Origin of the sequence: Spirillospora sp. CA-108201, from assembly GCF_050936235.1 — a bacterium.
Taxonomy (GTDB): Bacteria; Actinomycetota; Actinomycetes; order Streptosporangiales; family Streptosporangiaceae; genus Spirillospora.
In genome coordinates this window covers 3,891,313-3,913,063 of the sequence record NZ_JBNJNE010000001.1, presented here as the reverse complement: position 1 = coordinate 3,913,063, position 21,751 = coordinate 3,891,313, and the positions used below count along the sequence as shown (strand labels likewise).

General features: G+C 73.0%; 22 protein-coding genes. 13 read left to right on the top strand and 9 right to left on the bottom strand.

What is annotated here, in order from left to right; genetic code table 11:
* Positions 1 to 71: 71 nt before the first annotated feature.
* The 3 genes from fusA to bsaP all read left to right on the top strand — a co-directional run bounded on the left by fusA (position 72) and on the right by bsaP (position 3,925).
* Positions 72 to 2,120, top strand: coding sequence for an elongation factor G (gene fusA / locus ACQEU6_RS18995; protein ID WP_499333656.1), 2,049 nt, complete (start codon positions 72 to 74; stop codon positions 2,118 to 2,120).
* Between the two features lie 236 nt (positions 2,121 to 2,356).
* Positions 2,357 to 3,703 carry an acetyl-CoA carboxylase biotin carboxylase subunit gene (locus ACQEU6_RS18990; RefSeq protein ID WP_499333655.1) on the top strand — a complete coding sequence of 449 codons (1,347 nt, stop codon included), beginning with the start codon at positions 2,357 to 2,359 and terminating at the stop codon, positions 3,701 to 3,703.
* Between the two features lie 33 nt (positions 3,704 to 3,736).
* Positions 3,737 to 3,925: a biotin synthase auxiliary protein BsaP gene (gene bsaP / locus ACQEU6_RS18985; RefSeq protein ID WP_499333653.1), complete on the top strand. Its 189-nt coding sequence runs from the start codon at positions 3,737 to 3,739 to the stop codon at positions 3,923 to 3,925.
* Positions 3,926 to 3,929: 4 nt separating this feature from the next.
* On the opposite strand, the gene ACQEU6_RS18980 is transcribed toward bsaP, so the two are convergent.
* Positions 3,930 to 4,451: a GNAT family N-acetyltransferase gene (locus ACQEU6_RS18980; protein WP_499333651.1), complete on the bottom strand. Its 522-nt coding sequence runs from the start codon at positions 4,449 to 4,451 to the stop codon at positions 3,930 to 3,932.
* Positions 4,448 to 5,239, bottom strand: coding sequence for a hypothetical protein (locus ACQEU6_RS18975; protein WP_499333650.1), 792 nt, complete (start codon positions 5,237 to 5,239; stop codon positions 4,448 to 4,450). The genes ACQEU6_RS18980 and ACQEU6_RS18975 overlap by 4 nt, the downstream gene beginning before the upstream one ends.
* Before the next feature lie 94 nt (positions 5,240 to 5,333).
* On the opposite strand from ACQEU6_RS18975, the gene bioD reads away from it, so the two are divergent.
* On the top strand, positions 5,334 to 6,065 hold the full coding sequence (bioD, locus tag ACQEU6_RS18970; RefSeq protein WP_499333648.1) for a dethiobiotin synthase: 732 nt from the start codon (positions 5,334 to 5,336) through the stop codon (positions 6,063 to 6,065).
* On the top strand, positions 6,062 to 7,057 hold the full coding sequence (bioB, locus tag ACQEU6_RS18965) for a biotin synthase BioB (RefSeq protein ID WP_499333647.1): 996 nt from the start codon (positions 6,062 to 6,064) through the stop codon (positions 7,055 to 7,057). Before bioD ends, bioB begins: the two co-directional genes overlap by 4 nt.
* A gap of 18 nt (positions 7,058 to 7,075) precedes the next feature.
* Here bioB and ACQEU6_RS18960 read toward each other — a convergent pair whose 3' ends face one another.
* Both ACQEU6_RS18960 and ACQEU6_RS18955 read right to left on the bottom strand, forming a co-directional pair.
* Positions 7,076 to 7,867 (bottom strand): GntR family transcriptional regulator, encoded by a 792-nt coding sequence (locus ACQEU6_RS18960; protein ID WP_499333645.1) that lies wholly within the window; start codon positions 7,865 to 7,867, stop codon positions 7,076 to 7,078.
* A 36-nt stretch (positions 7,868 to 7,903) separates the two neighbouring features.
* On the bottom strand, positions 7,904 to 9,076 hold the full coding sequence (locus ACQEU6_RS18955) for an 8-amino-7-oxononanoate synthase (RefSeq protein ID WP_499333643.1): 1,173 nt from the start codon (positions 9,074 to 9,076) through the stop codon (positions 7,904 to 7,906).
* A gap of 68 nt (positions 9,077 to 9,144) precedes the next feature.
* Here ACQEU6_RS18955 and ACQEU6_RS18950 point away from each other — a divergent pair, with 68 nt between their 5' ends.
* Positions 9,145 to 10,812: a GAF domain-containing sensor histidine kinase gene (locus ACQEU6_RS18950; protein ID WP_499333641.1), complete on the top strand. Its 1,668-nt coding sequence runs from the start codon at positions 9,145 to 9,147 to the stop codon at positions 10,810 to 10,812.
* Between the two features lie 233 nt (positions 10,813 to 11,045).
* Here the strand turns inward: ACQEU6_RS18950 and ACQEU6_RS18945 are convergent, their stop codons facing one another.
* Positions 11,046 to 11,306, bottom strand: a complete 261-nt coding sequence (locus ACQEU6_RS18945; RefSeq protein WP_499333640.1) for a WhiB family transcriptional regulator — start codon at positions 11,304 to 11,306, stop codon at positions 11,046 to 11,048.
* Between the two features lie 292 nt (positions 11,307 to 11,598).
* A complete protein-coding gene (locus tag ACQEU6_RS18940) occupies positions 11,599 to 12,540 on the bottom strand; it encodes a diacylglycerol/lipid kinase family protein (protein ID WP_499333638.1) in 942 nt (313 codons plus the stop codon).
* A gap of 89 nt (positions 12,541 to 12,629) precedes the next feature.
* Here ACQEU6_RS18940 and ACQEU6_RS18935 point away from each other — a divergent pair, with 89 nt between their 5' ends.
* Positions 12,630 to 13,142, top strand: a complete 513-nt coding sequence (locus ACQEU6_RS18935; protein ID WP_499333637.1) for a hypothetical protein — start codon at positions 12,630 to 12,632, stop codon at positions 13,140 to 13,142.
* A gap of 58 nt (positions 13,143 to 13,200) precedes the next feature.
* On the opposite strand, the gene ACQEU6_RS18930 is transcribed toward ACQEU6_RS18935, so the two are convergent.
* The 3 genes from ACQEU6_RS18930 to ACQEU6_RS18920 form a co-directional block, all read right to left on the bottom strand.
* Complete coding sequence (locus tag ACQEU6_RS18930; RefSeq protein WP_307809274.1) at positions 13,201 to 13,932, bottom strand: SigB/SigF/SigG family RNA polymerase sigma factor; 732 nt, start codon at positions 13,930 to 13,932, stop codon at positions 13,201 to 13,203.
* 92 nt (positions 13,933 to 14,024) lie between these two features.
* On the bottom strand, positions 14,025 to 14,453 hold the full coding sequence (locus ACQEU6_RS18925) for an ATP-binding protein (protein ID WP_345183298.1): 429 nt from the start codon (positions 14,451 to 14,453) through the stop codon (positions 14,025 to 14,027).
* A 499-nt stretch (positions 14,454 to 14,952) separates the two neighbouring features.
* Positions 14,953 to 15,873 (bottom strand): sugar kinase, encoded by a 921-nt coding sequence (locus tag ACQEU6_RS18920; RefSeq protein ID WP_499333636.1) that lies wholly within the window; start codon positions 15,871 to 15,873, stop codon positions 14,953 to 14,955.
* Positions 15,874 to 15,955: 82 nt separating this feature from the next.
* On the opposite strand from ACQEU6_RS18920, the gene ACQEU6_RS18915 reads away from it, so the two are divergent.
* The 6 genes from ACQEU6_RS18915 (at position 15,956) to ACQEU6_RS18890 (ending at position 21,718) form a co-directional block, all read left to right on the top strand.
* Complete coding sequence (locus tag ACQEU6_RS18915) at positions 15,956 to 16,711, top strand: phytanoyl-CoA dioxygenase family protein (protein WP_499333634.1); 756 nt, start codon at positions 15,956 to 15,958, stop codon at positions 16,709 to 16,711.
* Positions 16,711 to 17,751: a DUF4432 family protein gene (locus tag ACQEU6_RS18910; RefSeq protein WP_499333633.1), complete on the top strand. Its 1,041-nt coding sequence runs from the start codon at positions 16,711 to 16,713 to the stop codon at positions 17,749 to 17,751. Before ACQEU6_RS18915 ends, ACQEU6_RS18910 begins: the two co-directional genes overlap by 1 nt.
* A complete protein-coding gene (locus tag ACQEU6_RS18905) occupies positions 17,748 to 18,548 on the top strand; it encodes an SDR family NAD(P)-dependent oxidoreductase (protein ID WP_499333632.1) in 801 nt (266 codons plus the stop codon). The genes ACQEU6_RS18910 and ACQEU6_RS18905 overlap by 4 nt, the downstream gene beginning before the upstream one ends.
* 181 nt (positions 18,549 to 18,729) lie before the next feature.
* On the top strand, positions 18,730 to 19,938 hold the full coding sequence (locus tag ACQEU6_RS18900; protein WP_499333631.1) for a DUF5005 domain-containing protein: 1,209 nt from the start codon (positions 18,730 to 18,732) through the stop codon (positions 19,936 to 19,938).
* A 111-nt stretch (positions 19,939 to 20,049) separates the two neighbouring features.
* The gene (locus ACQEU6_RS18895; RefSeq protein ID WP_499333629.1) at positions 20,050 to 20,979 is read left to right on the top strand and encodes an alpha/beta hydrolase; all 930 of its coding nucleotides are present in this window, start codon (positions 20,050 to 20,052) and stop codon (positions 20,977 to 20,979) included.
* Between the two features lie 34 nt (positions 20,980 to 21,013).
* The gene (locus ACQEU6_RS18890; protein WP_499333628.1) at positions 21,014 to 21,718 is read left to right on the top strand and encodes a FadR/GntR family transcriptional regulator; all 705 of its coding nucleotides are present in this window, start codon (positions 21,014 to 21,016) and stop codon (positions 21,716 to 21,718) included.
* The last annotated feature ends 33 nt before the right edge of the window (positions 21,719 to 21,751 follow it).

Below are 21,751 nucleotides of genomic sequence, written 5' to 3'. Positions count from 1 at the left end.
GTCGGCCTGCCGCGCGCGGCACGATCATGTCCGGCGGCGGTCGTCATCAGAGAGAACCAGGAGGATTCCCGATGACAACAACCACAGCCCTTGCTCTGACCGAGGTTCGCAACATCGGGATCATGGCGCACATCGACGCCGGCAAGACGACGACCGCCGAGCGGATCCTCTTCTACACCGGTGTGTCGCACCGGATCGGCGAGGTGCACGACGGCAACACCGTGCTCGACCACACCAGGCAGGAGCGCGATCGGGGCATCACCATCACCTCCGCGGCGACGACCTGCCGCTGGACCGTCGAGGACGCCCCGGGCGGCGCCGAGCACACGATCAACCTGATCGACACGCCGGGCCACGTCGACTTCACGATCGAGGTCGAGCGGTGCCTGCGCGTCCTCGACGGGGCCGTGGCCGTGTTCGACGGCGTGGCGGGCGTCGAGCCGCAGTCGGAGACGGTGTGGCGCCAGGCCGACCGCTACGGCGTGCCGCGGATCTGCTTCGTCAACAAGCTCGACCGCGCCGGCGCCGACTTCGAGCGCTGCGTCGACATGATCCGCGAGCGGCTCGGCGCCGTCCCGCTGGTCGTGCAGCTGCCGATCGGCGCCGAGGCCGGGTTCGCGGGCGTCGTCGACCTCGTCTCCGGGCGGGCGCACGTCTGGCCGGACGGCCGGCACGCCGTCGTGGACGTCCCCTCCGGCATGGCCGAGGACGTCCGCCGGTGGCGGGGCAGGCTCGTTGAGGCGGTGGCCGAGCGCGACGAGGAGGTCATGGAGCTGTACGTGGGCGGTGCGGAGCCGTCGCCGGAGCAGCTGCACGCGGCGATCCGCCGGCTCGCGGTCGCCTCCGAGGCCACCCCGGTGCTGTGCGGCAGCGCGTTCCGCAACAAGGGCGTCGAGCCCCTGCTGGACGCGGTGGTGCGGTACCTGCCGTCACCGCTCGACGTCGCGCCGCCGGAGATCGGGGACGCCCTGGAGCGGACCCCGCTGTCCGCGCTCGCGTTCAAGATCGTGAGTGACCGGCACCTGGGCCGGCTGACCTTCGTCCGGATCTACACCGGGCGGCTGGCGGCGGGCGCGAGCGTGCTCAACAGCGTCCGGGCGCGCAAGGAGCGGATCGGCAAGATCTACCGCATGCACGCCGACACGCGCGAGGAGATCGCGTCGGCGGGCGCGGGCGACATCGTCGCGGTGATGGGGCTGAAGCAGACCACCACCGGCGAGACGCTCTGCGACGAGACGCGCCCGGTGGTCCTGGAGTCCATGGACTTCCCGGCGCCGGTCATCGAGGTCGCGATCGAGCCGCGGTCCAAGGCCGACCGGGAGAAGCTGGGCGCCGCGATCCAGCGGCTCTCGGAGGAGGACCCGTCGTTCCAGGTCCACGACGAGGAGGGGCAGACCGTCATCGGCGGCATGGGCGAGCTCCATCTGGAGATCCTCGTCGACCGCATGCGGGAGGAGTTCCACGTCGAGGCGGCCGTCGGCCGTCCGCGCGTGGCCTACCGCGAGACGATCCGCGCGGCCGTGGACCGGGTCGACCTCACGCACCGCAAGCAGACGGGAGGCAAGGGCCAGTACGCGAAGGTGCAGATCGCCGTCGAGCCCGTCGAGGACGGGTACGAGTTCGTCAACCGGGTCACCGGCGGGCGGATCCCGAAGGAGTTCATCCCCTCGGTCGACGCGGGCTGCCAGGAGGCGATGCGCTTCGGCGTCCTCGCCGGGTACGAGCTGACGGGCGTGCGGGTCACGCTGCTGGACGGCGACTTCCACCCCGTCGACTCGTCCGAGCTCGCCTTCAAGATCGCCGGTTCGCTGGCGTTCGGGGAGGCGGTGCGGCGCGCGTCCCCCGTGCTGCTCGAACCGGTGATGACCGTCGAGGTCACCGCCCCCGAGGAGCATCTGGGCGCGGTGATCGGCGACCTCAACGCCCGCCGCGGCCGGATCGAGGGGACCGACGAGCGCGCCGGCGCCCGGGTCGTGCACGCCCTCGTCCCGCTGTCGGAGATGTTCGGCTATGTCGGGCAACTGCGCGGCATGACGTCGGGCCGCGGGGTGTTCACCATGCGGTTCGCGTCCTACGCGGAGGTCCCGGCCGCCGTCGCCCGGACCCTGGTCTCGGGCTGACGTGAAGGGGGCCCGGCTCTCGCCGGGCCCCCTTTCCGCGCGCCCAGAACCCCAGGGCTGTCGCGAAGTGGCCCCGGCCACGGACGGGAACGCGCCGATACCCTTGCCGAGACGTGCGCCGCACCGGGTGTACGGGGCGCGGCCCCGGGAATCGCCGGTCGCGGAGCCACCGGCCCCACTAGTCTCTGCCGGGGCGGGACGCGGGGTCCCGCCGGTCCGCGAGGAGGAGTCCGCAGGTGTTCGAGTCGGTGCTCGTGGCCAACCGCGGCGAGATCGCCGGGCGGATCGTGCACACCGCCCGCGCGATGGGGCTCAAGACGATCGCGGTGTACTCCGCGGCCGACGAGGGACTGCCCTTCGTCGCCGAGGCGGACGAGGCCGTCCTGATCGGGCCCGCCGAACCGTCCGGCAGCTACCTCAACGCCGCCGCGATCCTGGAGGCCGCGCACCGGACCAACGCGCAGGCCGTCCACCCCGGCCACGGGTTCCTCGCCGAGAGCGCCGCGTTCGCCCGCCGGGTCGCCGAGCGCGGCCTGGTCTGGGTCGGCCCGCCGCCGCTCGCCATCGCCCGGATGGGCGACAAGATCAACGCCCGGAACCTGATGAAGGAGGCGGGCGTCCCCGTCGCGCCGGGGGTCTGGGAGCCCGTGCCCGACGCGGCGACGGCCGTCGAGGAGGCCGAGCGCATCGGCTACCCCGTCATGGTGAAGCCCGCCGCCGGGGGCGGCGGCGTCGGCCTGGCCGCGGTGTGCGACGAGACGTCGCTGCGCAAGGCGTTCGAGGAGGCCCGCGCCGCCGCCGAGCAGGTCTTCGGGCGGGGCGACATCCTGCTGGAGCGCCACGTCGAGGGCGCCCGGCACGTCGAGGTCCAGATCCTCGGCCTCGCCGACGGCACCGTGGTCGCGCTGGGCGAGCGCGACTGCTCCGTCCAGCGCCGGTACCGGAAGGTCGTGGAGGAGTCCCCGTCCCCCGGCGTCACCCCGGCGCTGCGCGAGCGGATGCTGGCCGCCGCCGTCCGCGCGGGCGAGGCCGTCGGCTACCGCGGCGCCGGCACCGTCGAGTGCCTGGTCGACCCCGCCGCGCAGGAGTTCACGTTCCTGGAGATGGACACCCGACTCCAGATCGAGCACCCGGTCACCGAGCTGGTCACCGGCATCGACCTCGTCGAGCAGCAGTTCCGCATCGCCGCGGGCGAACCGGTCTCGTTCACCGGCGTCTCCCCGCACGGGCATGCCGTCGAGTTCCGCGTCCAGGCGGAAGACCCGCAGCGCTTCCTCCCCGGGACGGGTGAGATCACGGTGTGGGAGGAGCCCGTCGGCGACGGCATCCGCATCGACGCGGGCTACGCCGAGGGCACCACCGTCACCCGCCACTACGACCCGCTGCTGGCCAAGCTGTGCGTCCACGGCGACGACCGCGCCCACGCCCTGGCCCGCGCCCGCGCCGCCCTGGAGGCGTTCCACATCGAGGGCCCGCCGACGAACCTGCCCTTCCTGCGCGAACTGCTCGACCGACCGGAATTCGCCGAAGGGACCTACGACACGGGGCTGGTCGAGCGCATGCGCAGGCCCCAGGCCCCCTGAACGCGGTCCTCGGCCCCGTCGTAGAGTGACGCCGTGTACTGCGACCGCTGCGGCGAGCCCGCCGAGGGCGACCACACCTCCTGCCGGACCGCCCGCCGGATGGAACCGCCCCGCTACTGCCCGGACTGCCGCCGCCGCCTGATAGTCCAGGTGACCCCGACCGCCTGGACCGCCGAATGCTCCCACCACGGCCCCCTCACCCCCACGGACCAAGCCCCGTAGAGGCTCAATCCGCGAGAGGCCGCCCGGGAGTCGCGTCCGCGTCACGGAACGACAGGGCGTAGGTGAGGAGGTCCACGCCCGGGGCCGGGGTCCAGTCGTGGTCGGGGGTGCGGACGAAGCCCATCTTCTCGTACATGCGCTGCGCGGACTCCATGTTGCGCTGCGTCGACAGGCGCAGGCCGGACAGGCCGGCCGCGCGGGCCCGCTCGACGCAGGCGCGCACCATGGCGCGGCCCGCGCCCTTGCCCCGGGCCCGTTCCAGGACGGCGAGCATGCGGAACTCGGCCTCGTCCGGTCCGGCGAGCTCCGCGTAGGGGGTGCCGGGCGGGCAGTAGGCGACGGCCCCGGCGATCTGCCCGGCGTCCTCCGCGACGAGCAGGACGGCCTTCGCGGCCCGGTCGGCGGCGTCGCGCAGCCTGGGCACGTACGTCGACTCCGGGCTGATCAGGCCGCCGTGAACGTAGACCTCCACGGTCAGGTCGCCGACGAGGGCGTACTCGTCCGGGCGCGCCAGCCGAACGATCACTTGACGTCCCGGCAGGAGGACTCCGCGGGAAGGAGGGGGCGCAGGCGGACGGAGTAGGTCTGGCCGCCGCTGCGCCACGCGGTACCGGGGTCCGCGGCGGGCACCTTTCCGGACGGGGCCACCGTGCAGATCGCACCGGCCACCTGGACGCCCTTGCCGAGCGGCTCCAGCGGCCACGGCCTGACGGCGCCGCTCCCCGCGGGCGGCCCGGCGAGGACGGCGGTCCTCCCCGGCTTGTACGGCGCGGGCTTCCCGGCGAGGTCGGACGCGGGCCAGGCGGCCGGGTCGAGACGCTTGAGGAAACGTCCCTCCGGGCCCGACTGCGCCTCGGGCTGGACGATCCGGGTCGTCGCGCCGTCCATGGCGACCACGACGGTGATCGCGTCCGCGACGCCGCCGGGCCCGACCGCGTGGGAGCGGGCGAGGCCGGCCGCGCGGGCCTCGTCCAGCAGCCGCCGCAGGGCCTGGGGCTTCAGGCGGTACTCGGTCGGCTCGCCCTGGACCGAGGCCACCGCGCGGCCCGTGGAGTAGAGGGAGAAGTCGGGGAGGCTTCCGGGGCCGCCGAGACCGGCGATGCCGCCGGTCCTGCGCCACCGCAGGACGAGCCTCTCGCCCGCGGGGGCGTCGCCCGCGGCGGGCGGTGTCGCGGCGGACGGGGTCGCGGCGGGCGCGGAGGAGGGCCCGGCGGTGCCGGAGCCGTCGCCGCAGGCGGCCGCCGCGGCGCAGGCGGCGAGGGCGGCGCACGCGAGTGCCGGCGCCCGGCGGGAGCGTGTGTACGGACCGGCCATGACGGTTGGACGTTCGGCGGCCCGCCCCGGTTCCGGCGTTGCCGGGAACACCCGGCCACAGGCCCGTTCCGGGTCCGCGCTAGTGTGCCGATCTGTGAGTGTGCTCGTTGTGACCGGGACCTGCACGGGTGTGGGGAAGACCGTCGTCACCGCGGCGCTGGCCGCGGTCGCCGCCGCGCGCGGCGCGTCGGTCGCCGTCGTCAAACCCGGCCAGACCGGTGCCGGCGCGGGCGAGCCGGGCGACCTCGACGAGGTCCGCAGGCTCGCCGGGATCGGCGACGTCCACGAGTACGCGCGGTTCCCCGACCCGCTGTCCCCGGCCGCCGCGGCCCGCCGGGCGGGGCTGCCGCCCGTCCGGATGCCGGACGTCGCCGCGCGCGTCCGGGACCTGGCGTCCGGGCGGCGGCTGGTGCTGGTCGAGGGGGCGGGAGGGCTGCTCGTCCGCTACGACGAGGAGGGCGCCACGATCGCCGACCTCGCGCACCTGCTCGGCGCCGCCGTCGTGGTGGTGGCCCGCCCGGACCTCGGCACGCTCAACCACACCGCGCTCACCCTGGAGGCGATGGCGCACCGCGGGGTGCAGCTCGCCGGGGTGGTGATCGGCGCGTGGCCGGACGACCCCGACCTCGCCATGCGCGCCAACATCCGCGACCTGGAGACCATCGCGGCCCGCCCGCTGTCGGGCGCGCTGCCCGCCGGGGCCGGGGCCCTGGACCCGGCGGAGTTCCTCGTGGCCGCGCACCGCGGCCTGGCCCCCTCGTTCGGCGGCGGATTCGACGCCGCCGCCTTCCGCGCCGCCTTCGGCCCCGACAAGGAGAACACGTGACGGACATCCTCGACATCGCGCGCCGCCAGGTCCTCGACGAGGGCGAGGGCCTGGCGCAGGGGCAGGTGCTGGAGGTCCTGAACCTTCCGGACGACCGGCTCCAGGACCTGCTCGCGCTCGCCCACGACGTCCGGATGCGGTGGTGCGGGCCGGAGGTCGAGGTCGAGGGGATCGTGTCGCTGAAGACCGGCGGCTGCCCGGAGGACTGCCACTTCTGCTCGCAGTCCGGCAAGTTCGCGTCGCCCGTCCGGTCGGTGTGGCTGAACATCCCCGAGCTGGTCGAGGCGGCGAAGGAGACCGCCGCCACCGGGGCCACCGAGTTCTGCATCGTCGCCGCCGTGCGGGGACCGGACGAGCGGCTGATGTCGCAGGTCCGCGACGGCGTCAAGGCCATCAACGACGCCGTCGAGATCAACATCGCGTGCTCGCTCGGCATGCTCACCCAGGAGCAGGTGGACGAGCTGACCGCGATGGGCGTCCACCGCTACAACCACAACCTGGAGACGGCCCGCTCCCACTTCCCGAACGTCGTCACCACCCACTCGTGGGAGGAGCGCTGGGACACCCTCCGCATGGTCAAGGACGCCGGCATGGAGGTCTGCTGCGGCGGCATCGTCGGCATGGGCGAGAGCGTCGGGCAGCGCGCCGAGTTCGCCGGGCAGCTCGCGGAGCTGGAGCCCGACGAGGTCCCGCTGAACTTCCTCGCGCCGCGTCCCGGCACCCCGTTCGCCGGCTACCCGCTGGTCGAGGGCGCCGAGGCGCTGAAGACGATCGCCGCGTTCCGGCTCGCGCTGCCCCGCACCATCCTGCGCTACGCCGGGGGCCGCGAGCTCACCCTCGGCGACCTCGGCACCCGCGAGGGCATGCTCGGCGGCATCAACGCCGTCATCGTCGGCAACTACCTCACCACCCTCGGCCGTCCCGCGCGGCAGGACCTGGAGCTGCTCACCGAACTGCAGATGCCGATCAAGGCCCTCAGCAAGACGCTGTGAGCCGCGCCGCGCGGCGGGTCAGCGGCTCAGCCGGGTGATGAACTTGTAGCGGTCGCCCCGGTACAGGGACTGGGCCCACTCGACCGGCTGCCCCGTCGTGTCGAAGGCGTGGCGCGACAGCAGCAGCATCGGCAGGCCGACGTCCACGCCGAGCAGCTGGGCGTCGTGCGGTGTCGCGAGGACGGTCTCGATCGTCTCCTCCGCCTCGGTGAGGTGGACGTCGTAGGCGGTCGCGAGCGTCTCGTACAGCGAGAGGTGGCGCGGCAGCTCGCGGCGCAGGCCCGGGAAGCGGCGCGCCGGGAGGTGGGAGGTGTCGATCGACATCGGCTCGCCGTCGGCCAGCCGGAGGCGGTGGATCCGCAGCACCCGGCCGCCGGGGCGGATGCACAGGAGGGTGGCGAGGCGCTCGTCGGCGCTGACGTAGCCGGCCTCCAGGATGCGGGTCTCCGGGCGCAGCCCGTGGTGGCGCATGTCCTCGGTGTAGCTGACGAGCTGGAGCTCCTGGGCGACCTTCGGCTTGGCGACGAAGGTGCCCTTGCCCTGGATGCGCTGGAGGCGCCCCTCGACGACCAGCTCGGCGAGGGCCTGCCGGACGGTGGTGCGGGACGTCTCGTACTTCTCGGCGAGGGTCCGCTCGGGCGGCAGCGGGCTGCCCGCGGGAAGCGACTGGATCAGCTCGACCAGCAGCTCCTTGAGCTTGTAGTACTTGGGGATCCGGGGCGCCTGGTTCGGGTGGCGTTTGCCGAGGTCGCCGAGCGGGACCCGGTCGAACCCGCCCCCGTGCCGGGGCCCGCCCCTGACCTCCGTCACGGCATCTCCTCACGTTCATCACCGGTTTCCCCGATGTTATGGGTGAAGACTACGGCCGGTAGAAGACGCGATTTCCGCCAGGGCCGCCCGCAATCGTGTGAGGTCCGACTCGTCCAGCGTGGCGCGTGCGGTGAGGCGCAGGCACGCCCGGCCCTTGGGGACCGACGGCGGACGGAAGCAGCCGGCGCGGAGACCGTGCTCAGCGCAGATCTCGGCGGCCCGCACCGCGGCCTGCGGTTCGCCGAGGAACACCGGGACCACCGCCGCCGCGGGCCTGGCCGTTTCCAGGCCGGAACCGGCCGCCAGGTTTGAGATCGCCGCCGCCCGCTCCCTGGCCCGGCCGGGCAGCCCGGGATCGGACCCGAGGACGTCCAGCGCGGCGAGGGCGGCGCCCGCCGCGGGCGGGTTCAGGCCGGTGTCGAAGATGAACGAGCGCCCCGTGTCGACCAGGGTGTCGATCACCTCGGGGGCGCCGAGGACCGCCCCGCCCTGCGACGCCAGGGACTTCGACAGCGTGAGGGTGAGGACCACGTCGGGCTCGCCCGCGAGGCCGGCGGCGTGCGCGGCGCCCCGGCCCCCGTCGCCGACGACGCCGAGCGCGTGCGCCTCGTCGACCAGCAGCAGCGCCCCGTGCGCCCGGACGGCGGCGTGCAGCGCGGCCAGCGGCGCGAGGTCGCCGTCCACGGAGAACACGGCGTCGGTGACGACGAGGGCGTGGTCCTCCTCGCGTTCGGCGAGGGCCCGCTCCACCGCGGCGGTGTCCCGGTGCGGGGCGATCACGACGCGGGACCGCGACAGCCGGCACGCGTCCACGATGGACGCGTGGTTGACCTGGTCGGACACCACGAGCGTGTCGGGCCCGGCGAGCGCGGTGACGGCGCCGAGGTTGGCCAGGAAGCCGGAGGAGAACACCAGGCCCGCGGCGCTGCCGGTGAACGCGGCGAGCCGCCGGTCCAGCTCGGCGTGCAGCTCCGTCGTCCCGGTGACGAGGCGCGAACCGGTGGAGCCGGTGCCCCATTCGCGCGCGGCGGCGACGGCGCCCTCGACCAGCCGCGGGTCGCCGGACAGCCCGAGGTAGTCGTTGGACGCCAGATCTGTGAGCCCGTCGGGGCGGGGGCGCAGCGTCCGGCGCAGCCCGGCGGCGGCGCGCCGCCCGGCCGCGTCCCGGAGCCTGGCCAGGGGGTCTCGTCCTGCGGTCATGCCGGGCATCCTGCCAGGTGGCCCCGGCGCCGGGGCCACCTGCCCCGGCGCCGAAAACCATCGGCGATGATGGTCGCGTGCCTACCTTGACCGATCTGGTCCGCGACCACACCGACCTCACCGACACCGACCTGGAGTGGCTCCACGCGCTGGTCTCGGACTGGCAGCTGCTGGCCGACCTGTCGTTCGCGGACCTGCTGCTGTGGGTGCCGCTGCGGTCGGCGGACGCGCTGCCCGCCGACGGGACGTCCCGCGCGGGCCGGAGCAGGCCGGGCGTGCTCGACACCGGCGCGACCGTGCCCGGCTGGGTCGCGATCGCGCAGATGCGGCCGACGACCGGGCCGACCGCCTACCCGGAGGACCTCGTCGGCAAGGTCGTCCGGACGGGACGGCGCGGGCTGATCGACGTCGCGTGGCGGGAGCGCCGGATCGTCCGCGAAGGCGACCCGGAATGGGGCAGCGGCATCCCCGTCCGCGAGGAGTCCATCCCGGTGCGCCGCGGCGCCAAGATCCTCGGGGTGATCCAGCGCAGCACGAACCTCAGCTCGGCGCGGACGCCGTCCCGGCTGGAGCTGACCTACCTGCAGAGCGCCAGCGACCTCGCCACGATGATCTCCGAGGGCCGGTTCCCGGTGCCGGGCGAGGAGCCGAACATGGTCCGCTCGCCGCGCGTCGGCGACGGCCTGATGCGGCTGGACCGCTCCGGAAAGGTCACCTACGCCAGCCCCAACGCCCAGTCGGCCTACCGGCGGCTCGGCTACCCGACGGACCTGGTCGGCGAGGCGCTCGGGCAGATCACCGCGGACCTGTGCGACACCGGCGAGCCGATGGAGGAGGCGCTGAGCGTCGTGCTGTCGGGCCGCGCGCCCCGCGAGGTCGAGGTCGAGTCACGCGGATCGATCATGCAGCTGCGCACGATCCCGCTCGTCGTCGGCGGGACGCGGATCGGCGCCATCGTGCTGTGCCGGGACGTGACCGAGCTGCGCTGGCGCGACCGGGAGCTGATGACCAAGGACGCCACCATCCGGGAGATCCACCACCGGGTGAAGAACAACCTGCAGACGGTCGCGGCGCTGCTGCGGCTCCAGGCGCGCCGGCTGCGGATCCCGGAGGGCCGGGCCGCGCTGGACGAGGCCGTCCGGCGCGTCGGATCGATCGCGATCGTGCACGAGACGCTGTCGCACACCCCCGACGAGCTGATCGACTTCGACGACATCGCCGACCGGGTGATCACGATGGCGGGGGAGGTGTCCACCCCGGAGACCAAGGTCACGCCCAAGCGGACCGGCAGCTTCGGCGTCCTGCCCGCCGAGATCGCGACGCCGCTGGCGATGGCGCTCACCGAACTGCTCCAGAACGCCCTGGAGCACGGCCTGGCGAACCGGTTCGGGACCCTGGAGGTCGTCGCGCACCGCTACGGGGAGGGAGAGGTCTCCCCGGAGCCGGGCGGCGCCTCGTTCTGGGGCGAGTGGAAGGCGGCCGGCGCGAACGAGCCCCGCGCCCCGGGCACCGAGACCGGCCACCCGTCCGGCCGCCGCCTCGCCACGATCGTCGCGGACGACGGCGTCGGCCTGCCCGCCGACTTCGACATGGAGAGCAGCGACAGCCTGGGCCTTCAGATCGTCCGCACCCTCATCGTCGGAGAACTGGGCGGCCACCTGGACTTCCGCCCCCGCAAGAACGGAGGCACCGAGGTGGTGGTCGACATCCCCTTGGACCACCACCACGGCCCAAGTCGTGCCTGATGGCAGTGCACTCCTCCTTCGGGCCTGGCGGCCCTCCATCGTCGGGCACTGCGGCGATCGCTGGCATCGCTCCGGCTCGCCTTGCGGCTCGCTGCGCGATCGGTTTCTTGCTTCGCTCGAAACCGGCTTCGCACGCGATCGCGTTGCTTCAGGTTTCTGACGGCTGAGGCGCCGGTGCCGCCGGGTGCGATAATGGCCCGAGGCCGCAAGAGCAGTTTGGCGACCGCTGCTTATTAGCGCCTGACGCTGAGGGTGGTGCGATTAACACGAGCGCGTCGCCTCAATGCGCGTCGTTCGTCTTCGCCCATGCCGCCCCAGACGCCGGATTCCTGGCCGGATTCCAGGGCCCAGCGCAGGCAGGCGTCACTGACGTCGCAGCGGCGGCAGACCTGCTTGGCCTCCTCGATCTGCAGGATCGCGGGGCCGGTGTTGCCGATGGGGAAGAAGAGCTCGGGGTCCACGTCACGGCAGGCTGCGCGGTGGCGCCAGTCCATGCGGTCCACTCCTTCGTCAGGTGGTGGAGTTGCTCCACTCTTTGTGAACGGGTTCACATGTCGCGAACGCCCGGGGTGGCGGCGGCCAGGTCCAGGGGTTGTTGTTCGGCGGCGCCGCGAGCAGGTGACCGGCGACGTTGGGGTCCCTGTCGGCTGGCGCACTTTGAGCGTTTCAGGAGGGTGCGGGCAGACGCAAGACCTTTGAGAAAGGATTCTCAAAGTATGGGTGTCGCATGTGTCACACCCATCGGTCGGGCGTGTTACGTGGCTCTCACAGGCGCGCTCGCACGCCTCAAATGACGATGCGGATCGCCTTCGGCACGGAGCGGAACGTGACCGTCCGGTGCTCGCCCAGGTAGTCGCCGTCCAGCTGGAACGCCACCGGACGCTTCGCGCACACCGTGACCTCGGCCTCGTCGTGCAGGTTCAGGACGCGCCGCCCCTGGACGGGGCAGGTCCGCGGGACCAGCATCTGGGCCAGCGCCCCCAGCGTCGGGCCGACCTCCAGAGAACGCATCCCGAACACGTCCAGACCGCGCGCGAAGTTCGCCTTCGGACTCGGATTCATCGGCAGCCGGCCCATGAAAGTCCACGGAGACGTATTGGAGATGAACGCCAGGAACAGTCCTGAAATCGGCGGGCGTCCGGGCTGTTCCAAAGTGAGCGCCGGACGGCGCCGATCAGTGCCGGAGAAGAAATGCCGTATCGCCGTCCGCGCGTACAGCGACGGATCCGCCCGGAAACCCGCCGCGCGCCGCCGCTCCACCTCGCGCACGACCTCCGCGTCCAGCCCCACTCCGGCGCAGAACGTGAAATACCGCTCGGGTGCGCCTGGATGGGAGGCCGTGCCGAGCCCGACCGTCCGGTGCCGGCCCGCCCGCAGCGCCTCCAGGACCGACCGCGTCGCGCCGATCGGGTCGTTCGGCAGGCCGAGCGCGCGGGCGAACACGTTCGCGCTCCCGCACGGCAGCACCGCCAGCGCCGGCAGATCAGGGGACGGGCCGTCCGCCAGCAGCCCGTTCACCGCCTCGTTCACCGTCCCGTCCCCGCCCAGGGCGACCACGACGTCGTAGCCCTCGACCGCGGCCTGCCGGGCCAGCTCGGTCGCGTGGCCGCGGTGGCCCGTCTCGGCGAGGACGAGATCGAGGTCGCCGGTGAAGGCCCGCACGAGGATGTCGCGGGCCCGCCGGGAGGTGGAGGTCGCCTTGGGGTTGGCGATGAGCATGGCGCGCACGGCGTCAGGGTATCGAGCGTTCCGGATGCGTTCGCAGCCCGTTTCCCCTGGGGACGGGTCGCCGCACCGGGCGAGTAGGGTTTCTGGGTGTGACCAAGCGTCCCTTCACCGTGCAGGCCGCCGCCGCCCTTGAGGCCGCGGAGGGCGCCGCCGCCGTCGGATTCGGCGTCTTCACCGGCGTCGAGACGGCCGCCGGCGCCGCAGTCGACCCGGCCAGCGCGATCGGGGTCACCGTCCTCGCCCTCGCCGGCGGCCTCGGCATGCTGGGCTGTGCGCGCGGCCTCCTGCGCGCCGCCCAGTGGAGCCGCGCCCCCACGGTCCTGACCCAGCTGTTCTCCCTGCCGATCGCCTGGTCGCTGTGGCAGAGCGACCGTCCCGCGATCGCCGTCCCGCTGGGCGCCGTCGCGATCCTCGCCCTGATCGCCGTCCTCAGCCCGCCGAGCACCGCCTGGCTCATCGAGGACCACGACGAGGACGAGGAGGACGACGTGGCCCCGCAGAAGGCCCCCGAACCCGCCGGAGCCCCGCCGGCCGGCGAACCGCGCTCCCTCGGACGGCGCCTCAAGGACCGCCTGAACGAACAGCCCGACGGCAAGAGCTGACCGGACGCCGAAAGGGCCCTGAGGACGCGTCCTCGGGGCCCTTTCGGCTCGACCACGGCTACTCGTCGGCGGTCAGGCCGTCGCGGAGCTGCGCGAGCGTCCGCGCCAGCAGCCGCGACACGTGCATCTGGGAGATGCCGAGCTCCGCCGCGATCTGCGACTGCGTCATGTTGCCGAAGAAGCGCAGTAGAAGGATCTTCTTCTCGCGCGCCGGAAGCTTCTCCAGCAGCGGCTTGAGAGACTCGCGGTACTCCACGCCCTCCAGCGACTCGTCCACCATGCCGAGCGAGTCCGCCACCGCCGGGGCGTCCTCGTCACCGGAGTCGGGCGCGTCGAGGGACACCGTGGAATAGGCGTTCGCCGACTCCAGCCCCTCCAGCACCTCCTCCTCGGTCATCTGCAGGTGCGCCGCGAGCTCGCTCACCGTCGGGGCGCGGCCCTCCCGCTGCGCGAGATCACTGATCGCCTTCGTCAGCGACAGCTTCAGCTCCTGCAGCCGGCGCGGCACCCGCACCGCCCAGCCCTTGTCGCGGAAATGCCGCTTGATCTCACCGACGATCGTCGGCGTGGCATAGGTGGAGAACTCCACGCCGCGCTCCAGATCGAACCGGTCGATCGACTTGATCAGACCGATCGTGGCGACCTGGATCAGGTCGTCCAGCCACTCCCCGCGGTTGCGGAAGCGCCGGGCGAGATACTCCACCAGCGGCAGATGCAGCTCCACGAGCTGGTCACGGATGCGCTGACGCTCCGGGTCGCCCTCCGGCAGCTGGGCCAGACGCTCGAACAGAGCACGCGCCCGAGCCCGGTCCGGGACGGCGCTGCTGTCCGAACGCTCGGTGGTCGCTCCGACCGTCGTCTGCTCCGTCGTCGTCTTCTCCGTCACGGGGCCCCCGCCGCACCGCGCCGCTTCTGCAGCGTCACGGTGACCCGGTCGTCGGAGCCCGCCCTGGCGTCCACCTCGCCCGCCAGGGACGACAGCACCGTCCACGCGAACGTGTCGCGGCTCGGCTCCTCACCGTCCACCGTCAGGACCGACACGGAGATGCGCATCGCCTCCCCGGTCAGCTCGAACTCGCACGTCAGATCGGTGCCCGGCACCGCCTGAGCGAGCAGCATCGCGCACGCCTCGTCAACGGCGATGCGCAGGTCTTCTATCTCGTCCAGCGTGAAGTCCAACCTGGCCGCCAGGCCCGCGGTCGCGGTCCGCAGCACGGACAGGTAGGCACTCGCGGCAGGCAGCTTCACCGTGACCACGTCACGGACGGACAACTTCGTACTGGCCGGCATCGCAGCGGTTTCCTCGGTCACGTCACTCCCTCGCAGGATGGTCCCGCTGCCTTCGAAACTACCGCCTACGAGCCGTGCATCGAGACTCCGGCGCGCTGTGTTTATTTGCGTTGCGTTGGGTTGGGGCGCCTGGGGGCGCCCCAACCCAACGCAACGCGGGCGATCGCTGCATCGCTCCGGCTCGCCTTGCGGCTCGCTGCGCGATCAGTTTCTTGCTTCGCTCGAAACTGCCTTCGGACGCGATCGCGAGGTCAACCTTCGTCCGGGGTGCTGTGGTGGCGGGTGATGTGTGCGGAGCGGGGGGGTTTCGGTGGGGTTCGGATGCGGGGGTCTACCTCGGGTGGTGGGGGGGTTGCTCTGGCGCTTCGGCTCGCCTGGCGGCTCGCTTCGCGGTTGGCCCTTGCTTCGCTCGTGCCGTGCGTTGTTGGGTGCGGGCCTTTGGGGGTTGGGCGGCGCTGCGTCTCGCCTGGCGGCTCGCTTCGCGGGTGGCCCTCGCTTCGCTTGTGCCGTGCGCGGGGGGTCAGGTTCTTGCTGGGTGTGGGGGGAGTAGGGCGCCCTTGTGGGTTATCACCTCGGCGGCCAGGGCGGTGGCTGTTCTGGCTGCTTGTTCGCGGGGGGCGCCTGTTAGGCGGGTGGCCAGGTAGGCGCCGTTGAAGGCGTCGCCGGCGGCTGTGGTGTCGATCACTTGGACGTGGGGGACGGCGGGGATCGAGAGGTTCGTCGTGGGGTCGGCGATGACGCAGCCCTGGGGGCCTCGCTTGACGGCGATCTCGGTCACTCCGGCTCGTCTCAGGCGTTCGATCGTGTCGGACGGGGCCCGGTCGCCGAAGACGGCCTGGTCGTCGGTGAAGGTGGGGAGGGCTATGTCCGTCCTGGTCAGGACGGTGGACATGGCCTCGGCGGCGGCTGCGGGGGAGGGCCAGCCCGCGGGGCGGTAGTTGGTGTCGAAGGCCACCCGGCCGCCGCGGCGGCGGGTCTCGTCGAGGACGGCCAGGAGCCTTGTGCGGGCGCCGGCGCCGAGGATCGACAGGGTGATGCCGGAGACGTAGACGAGGTCGTGGTCGGCGACCGCGTCGTCGATCTCCGGGGGGTGGCCGGGGCCGAACAGGCCGCGGGCCGCCGACTGGGATCGGTAGTAGTGGAAGGTGCGCTCGCCGTCTTCGGCCGTGCGGATGAGGTACAGGCCCGCCTGGCCGCCGGGGACGGTGCGGGTGTGGTCGGAGCCCACGCCGTGGGCGGCCCAGGACTCGCGCATCCGGGTGCTGTAGGGGTCGTCGCCGATGAGGGTGACGAACTGGACGTCTGTTCCGGGGGCGGCGGTGCGGGCCAGGTAGGCGGCGACGTTGAAGGCGTCGCCGGCGTAGCCGACGGCCAGGCGGTCGGGGGCGAGATGGCTCAGTTCGATCATGCATTCGCCGATCAGGGCGATCCGGTTCCGCATGGCCGGCCACGATACATCTAGACAACAAGTGATCTGATGACTAAGACTTCGGGGTGTCGCGCTTCATCGAGAAGGGACGCCCATGCACGACGGCTATGACGAGGACGGTTACGCGATCTTCCGGAACGTGCTGGATCCGGCGCTGGTGGCCGAGGCGGACGCGCATGTCCGCTGGCTGGAGGAGCGCTACCCCGACCGGACCGGCGAGGAGCTCTCGACCGAGCTGGTCGCCAAGGACCCCTTCTGGGTGCGGCTGGTGTCCGACGAGCGGCTCCTCGACGTCGCCGAGCGGTTCGTCGGGCCCGACATCGCCCTGTTCGCGTCCGCCTACATCTCCAAGCCGCCCTTCACCGGGAAGGCCGTGCTGTGGCACCAGGACGGTGCGTTCTGGCCGCTCGAACCGATGCGGGTGGTGACGCTCTGGCTCGCCATCGACCGGTCGACGCCGGAGAACGGGTGCCTCCGGGTCGTCCCCGGAAGCCACAAGGAGGTCCTGCACGAGGTGCGGGAGCGGGAGGACGCGGAGGCCGTCTTCGGGGTGGAGAGCGCCGTGGGCGTGGACGAGTCGCGGGCCGTGGACCTCGTCCTCGAACCCGGTGACGTCGAGGTCCACCACCCGAACATCATGCACGGCAGCGACGCGAACGAGTCGCCCCACCGGCGGTGCGGGCTGACGATCCGGTACATCCCGACCTCGACGCGGATCACTCAGGAGCCGCTGCCGTTCCCGTCCGCGCTGCTGCTGCGCGGCGACCCGGGCGTGAACGAGTACCAGCCGCGGCCCCGGTACGCGGCGGGGGAGCACTTCGCCTTCGGCGGCGCGGAGAACTGGAACTGATGCGGCGGCACCGGCCGTCCCGCAACTGGGGCGCCCGCGTCCACGAGATCACCTGGGCCGGGGTCGAGGCCGTGGTCCTGGAGAACGAGCTGCTCCGGGTCACGGTGCTGGTGGGCAAGGGCGGCGATATCGCCGAGTTCTGCTACAAGCCTCGTGACATGGACTTCGTGTGGCTCTCGCCCGGTGGGCTGCGTGATCCCCGTGATGTGGCGGGGGGCGCGGGTGACGATGTCGCCCTGTTCCTCGACGGCTACGAGGGCGGGTGGCAGGAGGTCCTGCCCAACGGGGGCGCGCCCAGCACCTACCGGGGGGCGGCGTTCGCGCAGCACGGGGAGGTGGCCGGGCTGCCGTGGGACTCCGAGATCGTGGTCGACGAGGCCCGGGAGGTCGCCGTCCGGCTCACCGTCCGGGGGCGGCGGATGCCGCTCCGGGTCGCCAAGACGCTGCGGCTGAGGGCGGGTGAGGCCGAGCTCCGCTTCGAGGAGGAGCTGGTCAACGAGTCGGGTGTCGCGCTGGACGCGATGTGGGGGCATCACATCGTGTTCGGCGCGCCCTTCCTGAGGCCCGGGCACCGGATCAGGGTGGCCGAAGGCGCCCTGGTCGTCCCGCACGAGACCGCGATCGGGCCCGGTGGGCGCCGGGTTTCGGGCGGCGGACCGCATTCCTGGCCGCGCGTGCCGGGCGAGGGCGGCGAGGTCGTCGATCTCGATGTGGTGCCCGGCGCCGGGGCGCCCAGTGAGATCGTCTACCTCACCGGTCTGGAGGAGGGGCGGTACGAGGTCGTCGATCCGGAGGGATTCGGGATGCGGGTGCGCTGGGACGTGGACGTCCTGCCGCATCTGTGGCTGTGGCAGGAGTTCGGGGCGACCACCGGTCATCCGTGGTGGGGTCGCGCGTACGTGATGGGCCTGGAGCCGTTCGCCGGATACCCGACGGACGGGCTGGCCGCCGCCGTCGCGAACGGCACCGCCCTGAGGCTGGGACCGCATGCGCGGCGGAGCCTGTGGCTGCGCCCCGCGGTCGTCGAGGAGGGCACGTGAGGGAGTTCGAGGGCAAGGTCGCCGTCGTGACCGGCGGGTCGCTGGGGATCGGCCGGGCGGTGGTGGAGCGGCTCGCCCGCGACGGCGCGGCCGTGGTGTTCTGCGGCATCGGCGAGGACGAGGTCCGCCGCGCGGAGGAGGAGCTGCGGGACGAGGGGCTGGAGGTCGCCGGCGCCGTCGCCGACGTGACCGACGCCGAGCGGATGGACGCGCTGGTCGCGGACGCCGTGTCCCGGTACGGCGGCCTGGACGTGCTGGTGACGTGCGCGGGCGTGCAGCGGTACGGGACGGTCGAGGAGACGTCCGAGGAGCTGTGGGACGAGGTGCTCGGCGTCAACGTCAAGGGCGTGTTCCTCGCCTGCCGCGCCGCCGTGCCCGAGCTCCGGCGCCGGGGCGGCGGGACGGTCGTCACGGTGTCGTCGGTGCAGGCGTTCGTCTCGCAGGACCGGGTCGCCGCCTACAGCGCCAGCAAGGCCGCGATCAACGCGCTGACGCGCGCGGTGGCGCTGGACCACGCGGCCGACGGCATCCGCGCGAACGTGGTGTGCCCGGGGTCGGTCGACACGCCGATGCTGCGCTGGGCCGCCGACCTGTTCCGGGGGGAGCGGGGGCAGGACGCGCAGGTCGCCGAGTGGGGGCGCGCGCACCCGCTCGGAAGGGTCGCGGCGGCCGCGGAGGTCGCCGAGGTCGTGGCGTTCCTCGCCGGGCCCCGCTCGTCGTTCGTGACCGGCGCCGAGCACCGGGTGGACGGCGGGCTGCTGGCCCGCAATCCGGCGGCGCTTCCGGAAATCTCCTAGAAGATCTAGACACCAAGTCATTTGATGACTCAAAATGTGGGGCGCACGAGCATCGTGTGATCGTGACCTCGCGGAGGTTTCCATGCAGGCGTCCGTCCCTCCCTCTCGTCTCTCCGCCGATCGGCCCCTTTTCCTTCGCGGGGGATGGCGCCGGCGCGCCGGGGTCTTCGCGTCCGTCCTGGTGCTCGTGGCCGCGCCCGCCGTGCCCGCCGGCGCCGACACCCACGGCCACGGCCCCGGGAAGGGGCGCGGGAAGGCCCTCGGGCGCACGACCGCCGCCGGGCCCACGTGTTCCGGGCAGGCCGCGCCGGCCTTCGGCACCGCCTCGCAGAACGCCGCCCTCAACGGCAGGTTCACGTCCTACGGGAACAGCAACACGCTGCTGGACGACTGGACCGGCGCGGACACGACGTACTCGCTCAAGCTCTCGGACGGGCGCATCGTCTACGCCTACTCCGACACCTTCCTCGGCAAGGTCAACGCGGACGGGTCGCGGCCGGTCGTCGTCGAGGAGGGCGGGACGACGCCGTTCATCAACAACTCCTTCGTCGTCCAGGGCACGGGCGGCGGGCTCACCACCGTGCACGGGGGGACGGCCGCCGCCCCGAAGGCGGTCATGCCGCCCGCGCAGCCGGCCCACTGGTACTGGGCCGGCGACCTCACCCAGAGCGGGTCGGAGGTCCAGCAGCTCTACCGCGAGTACTACGACCCCGACCCGGACAACGGCACCGGCTGGGACATGAAGTTCAAGGACAACGTCCTCGCCCGGTTCTCCAGTGGGAACCTCGCCGCGCCGACCGTCCAGGCGATGCCCTCGGCGACGGGCGTGCAGTGGGGGTCGGCGCTGCTCCGGGACGGCGGCTACACCTACGTCTACGGCACCGAGGACTACACCGACCCCCAGACGCAGGTGAACACCAAGTACCTGCGCGTCGCGCGGGTCGGCGGCACGGACCTGCGCGGCGCCTGGCAGTACCGCACGGCGAGCGGCTGGTCGTCCGCGGAGACCGACTCGGTGCGGTTGATGAGCGGCGTGTCGAACGAGTTCAGCGTCACCAAGCGCGGGTCGCACTACATCATGGTCAACCAGGACGCGAACATCGCGTTCGGCGGCGAGATCGACGTCTGGCTGTCGTGCTCGGCCGCCGGGCCGTTCAGCGGCGAGCAGACCGTCTACACGACGCCCGAGACCGGGCCCCTCGGCTCCTACGGCGACCCTGACATCTTCACCTACAACGCCCACCAGCACGCGGCGCTCTCGTCCAGCGGCACGCTGGTGATCTCCTACAACGTCAACAGCCTGGACACCACCGACGGTCCGGCCAACGACAACTACCGGGACGTCAGCATCTACCGGGCGCGCTACATCAACCTGCCGGTCTCCGGCTAGCCCCGAGCCGCGGCACCGTCGTCCCGTCCACGGCGGTACCGCTTCCCCGCGCCCCCGGGTGACCTCCCGCCCGGGGGCGCGTCCCGTCCGTCCCGCCCGAAGGTGCCGACCATGCCCCTTGACGCCGAACTCGCCGCCGCGCTCGACGGCATGCCCTACGTCGGGCTCGCGGACCCCGTCCGGGCCCGCGCCGCCATGGACGACCTCGTCCGCGCCCTCGCCCGGCCCGCCGGGGACGCGAGAGCGGTCGTCGAGGACCGGACGATCCCCGGCGGCGTGCCGGTGCGGATCTACCGGCCGCGCGAGACCCCGGCGCCCGTCCTCGTGTACTTCCACGGCGGCGGGTTCGTGACCGGCGGTCTGGAGAACGAGCACGAGCGGTGCCTGGAGTTCGCCGGGGAGGACGGGATCGCGGTCGTCTCGGTCGACTACCGGCTCGCGCCCGAGCACCCCTTTCCGGCCGGGTTCGACGACTGCTACGCCGCGACCGTCTGGGCCCACGGGCACGCGGAGGAGTTCGGCGGCGACCCGGAGCGGATCGCGGTCGGGGGCGGGAGCGCGGGCGGCGCGCTGGCCGCCGCCGCGGCGCTGCGGGCGCGCGACGAGGGCGGGCCGCCGCTGGCGTTCCAGATGCTGCTCTATCCCGTCCTGGACGACCGGATGGCCACGCCCTCGATGCGGACGTTCACCGAGCCGCCACTGTTCAACAGCGGCGACGTGCGGCACATGTGGCGCCACTACCTCGGCGGGCGGGCGGACGTCCCCGCCTACGCCGCCCCCGCGCGGGCCGAGGACCTGAGCGGCCTGCCGCGCGCCTACGTGCTCGTCCCCGAGCACGACCCCCTGCGGGACGAGGGGCTCGCCTACGCGCACCGGCTGATCGTCTCCGGGGTTCCCACGGAGCTGCACCATGTGCCGGGCGCCTGCCACGGTTTCGACGGCATCATGTCGTCGCGGCTGGGGCGGCTCGCGTTCGAGGAGGAGCGCGCGGTCCTGCGGCGATGTCTCTCCGGGAGGGTGGACACACCAGTCGCTAAGTGATTAGATGACTTTACTTCTTGGGAACGAGGTGGCGATGTCACAGGATGTGGCCCGGCCGAGCCTGGCGGACGCCCTCACGGAGCGCATGCTGGACCTGATCAGGTCCGACGGCCTGCGCGCCGGCGACCGGCTGCCGTCCGCGCGGGAGCTGTCCCAGCGCTTCGCGGTGACGACGCCGACGCTGCGGGAGGCGCTGCGCCGGCTGGAGGCGACCGGGGCGATCCAGCTCCGGCACGGCTCGGGCATCTACGTGGGCGCCGACCTCGAACGCGTGGTCATCCCCAACCCCAACGTCCGGGAGCTGGAGGCCGACCGGCTGCTCCAGCTGCTGGACGCGCGGCTGCTCATCGAGCCGCCGCTGGCCGGACGGGCGGCGCGGCGGGCGCGGCCCGCCGACATCGAGCTGCTCCGGGCCCTCCTCGACCAGGCGGGCGCGGACCTCGGCACGGACGCGCCGGAGGCGGAGGCCCGCCTGCACAAGGCGAACATGGCCTTCCACCGGGAGGTCGCCGGCGTCGCGGGCAACTCCGTGCTCTGCGAGGTCATCGACTCCCTGCTGTCGGTGCACGCCTCCGAGCAGCGCGCGATACAGCGGATCTTCGACGACCGCGTCCGCGACTTCGACGAGCACACCGCGATCCTCGCCGCCGTCGAGGCGGGCGCGGAGCGGGACGCCGAGTCCCTCATGCGGTCCCACATCGCCGACGTCAAGCACGTGATCGAGCAGCGGCTCGCCTGAGCGGGCCGTCCCCTCGCCGCCGGCGCCAGCGCC